General features: G+C 36.6%; 2 protein-coding genes. Both read left to right on the plus strand.

What is annotated here, in order from left to right:
• Window positions 1-2,591: tetratricopeptide repeat protein (locus RG963_RS16180; RefSeq protein ID WP_310577311.1), on the plus strand; the 2,591-nt coding region annotated here is incomplete at its 5' end.
• A 112-nt stretch (window positions 2,592-2,703) separates the two neighbouring features.
• Window positions 2,704-3,375, plus strand: coding sequence for a ribonuclease HII (rnhB, locus tag RG963_RS16185; RefSeq protein ID WP_310577312.1), 672 nt, complete (start codon window positions 2,704-2,706; stop codon window positions 3,373-3,375).
• The last annotated feature ends 161 nt before the right edge of the window (window positions 3,376-3,536 follow it).

Below are 3,536 nucleotides of genomic sequence, written 5' to 3' on the forward strand. Positions count from 1 at the left end.
GTATATCCTCAAGTTCCTCCAGTGAATTGATTACAACATTTTCTTCGAAAACCTATGGTTCAAAGGATATTCGTATAATTAGTATAAAAAATGAACAAGTCCCTGAAATAAATATAGAAGGAAAAACTCCATCTCTCCAAGAATTAAAGACACAGGAACAAGTAAATAAACATTTTATTCCCTTACCAAGAGTTGTAGACAGATTAAATTACTGGATCTCAAATCAAAAAGATCTGCTTTTTCAAGGATTACCTTTCTGTGGGAAAACGTCTTTGATGACCTACTTGGCCTACGAGTGCACAAAGTTAGATGACAATTTACAACCAATTAGAATTGAACCTCCAAAGGATTTATCTATTGAAGACGTTCCAGCATCTGTTTCGAGACTGATTCAATCGTTTAAACAAGAAAATATTTTTGAACTCTCGAAAAGACCTGTGCTTATTTTAGAAAATATTCATCTTCCATCTAATTTTGAAATAGCTAAATTGTTAATGAATCACAAGGGAAGAATCTGGCGTGTTTGGGCTACCGCTAGACCACGTGAATTAAGTAAAATGTTGGAAAAAGAGGGAACCATCGGGAAGAATTTGGATATTATAAATGATGCTTGTGATTTATTAAGAGATGAAGATATTAAATATATTTTTGAAACAATAATTCAACCAAAGTTAATTTCACAAGGATTGGATAATGGAGAGATTAGCACTATTAGAGACGTAATAAGGTCTCGCGGAAATGTTCCATTCAGATTTATCATAAAAATAATTGATATTATTAATTCAAACACTGCTCAGCCAATTGAAGGATATGCTTCTCTTTTTGCACGTGAACCAACCGATACAGAAGAGATTGTGCGTTCTTTATGGCCTATTGATAATAGGAATGGTCTTGAAGCACTTTGTATCGCATGTTATTTACCTAAATCGTCGTGGGAAATATTACAAAAAATACTTGACGGCATGAACGAAGCATCAGGAGAACGTACATTAAACGAATTACGTTTTTCTCTCGCTTTAGTAGCTGATTCTGATGATCCTAACCGAGCAACTATGTATGATCCGGTTAGCGAGAGAGTTGAGAACGGAGATTTTATAACTCAAAATCTTAAGGATAAAACTTGGGATGAAATCGAAAATATTTTGTCTGAAGGTCAATGTTTTGAAAATTATTTGAAAAGTAATTACTCAATGTGGATGGATTTTGGCATATTAGCTATCAAAGAAGAAAAATTTGAGGTTGGAGCTAAATTATTCGAAATAGCTGTGTGCAAAAGTAATGATCTTGAGAAAGTTGACGCCTTAAGTAAGTTTGCGGATTGCTCCACCGATAAACCCGATCCTGATTGGGATGGCGCTATAAAAGCTTTTCAAGAAGCAGTAGATTTGCTGGATAAATCGGCACAAAATGAATTTCGTGCAAATGTCCTCTATAATTTAGCATATTGCTTATATCACAAACCTGATCCCGATTGGGATGGCGCTATAAAAGCTTCTCAAGAAGCAGTAGATTTGCTGGATAAATCAGAACAAAATGAATTTCGTGCAAATGTCCTCTATAATTTAGCATATTGCTTACGTCGCAAGCCTGATCCTGATTGGGATGGCGCTATAAAAAATTTTCAAGAAGCAGTAGATTTACTGGAAAAATCGGAACAAAATGAATTTCGTGCAAATGTCCTCTATAATTTAGCATATTGCTTACGTCGCAAGCCTGATCCCGATTGGGATGACGCTATAAAAGCTTTTCAAGAAGCAGTAGATTTACTGGAAAAATCGGAACAAAATGAATTTCGTGCAAATGTCCTTAGAGGTCTAGCATATTGCTTATATCACAAGCCTGATCCAGATTGGGACGATTCTATAAAAGCTTTTCAAGAAGCAGTAGATTTATTGGAAAAATCGGAACAAATTGAATTTCGTGCAAATGTCCTTAGAGGTCTAGCTTATTGCTTATATCACAAGCCTGATCCAGATTGGGACGATTCTATAAAAGTTTATCAACAAGCAATAGATTTACTGGAAAAATCGGGAAACGAAGATTCTGTATTCAGTTTACTGAATGTCGTAGGATATTGTTTACACAGAAAACCTGATCCAGATTGGATTAACTCAATTAAGATATTTAAACAAAGTATTGAAATTAAAAGAGCTTCGAATAGCATTTTAGGACTAATAATCTGTTATGACGCGATTGAAGAGTTCGAAGAGGCAGATAACTGGGTAAGAAAACTTCAAGATCCAAGTTTCAAGGTAAAATTGTATAAGGATACACCAGAATATAAGATTCTTCAAGATGCATACTTGTATTTGAGATCTGGAAATATGAAAAAATCAATAGAACTTGCTAATTCATTGAAAGAAAGTTCCGAAAATTCAAGAGCAATGCTTATTTCCTCAATTGCATACTACAAATGTGGAAATGAAAAAGAATATCTAAAATGTTTATCAGCTGCCTCAGCTGATTTTACTGATAAACTGTGGGCTAAAAGTATAGCAATGGGATGTTTCAAAAGATTTAAAGTTTTGGGTATTGAGAAATTTTTGCAAGCATTAATGGAAGAGCCAGAGAAAACAGAAAATGCTTCTTAAGCGGTAGATCTCATTTAATTTACTCTCTAAAAGCTCAGAAGAAGGCCCAGAGGGAACAAGCTTTAATAAATGAAAACTGCTCTCTTCCTTCAAATCAGGAGGCAGCCACAGAATGATGATCGCAGGAATAGACGAAGCCGGAAAAGGCCCTGTAATCGGGCCAATGTGCATAGGAGGCGTAAAAATAGAGGAGTCGAAAGCCCACATCTTCAAGGTGCTCGGGGTTGCGGATTCAAAGAAACTGACGCCGAAAAAAAGGGAGCAGCTTGCAGCCCAGATCAAAAAACATGCAGACGGCTTTTTTGTCCTTGAGGTCGGCCCTTCTCAGATTGACGAACTCAGGAAGATTATGACAATGAATGAGATCATGGTGGTCTGTTTTGCAAAAGTGCTGGAACAGCTAAAACCAGATCTAGTATATGTTGATGCTGCTGACGTGAAAGCCGAGCGTTTTGCAGCCAATCTCCGCAGACAGTATGCGAAAACAAGTTCTGATCACGCAAAGAAAATAGAGATAATTTCTATGCACCAGGCAGATGCAATTTATCCCACGGTCTCAGCAGCTTCTATTATTGCAAAGGTGCGCAGAGATGAGCTGATCGAAGAACTCAAAAAAGAATGGGGCTTGGACTTTGGCAGCGGCTATCCCTCAGATCCCAAGACAAAAGAATTCCTGCTGAAGTGGGGAAAAGAGCACTCAGGAGAGTTTCCCAACATTGTAAGGCAGTCCTGGCAGACTGTAGAAAATATAAGAGAAGAGCTGAAAAAAGCAGAACAGAAATAAAAAAGAAAATAATAAAAGAAAAATAAACGTTTTTTCACTCATCTACCACATAGCTTCAGATTAGTTCCGTAGAAATTAAGATATCAAGGAGTGCAAATACATGCTCCCCGTGATATTTTCTTCACTGTTATTCCTGCTTATTCTTCAGACTCGTCGAGAAC

The organism is Methanosarcina baikalica (genome assembly GCF_031461075.1).
GTDB lineage: Archaea > Halobacteriota > Methanosarcinia > Methanosarcinales > Methanosarcinaceae > Methanosarcina > Methanosarcina baikalica.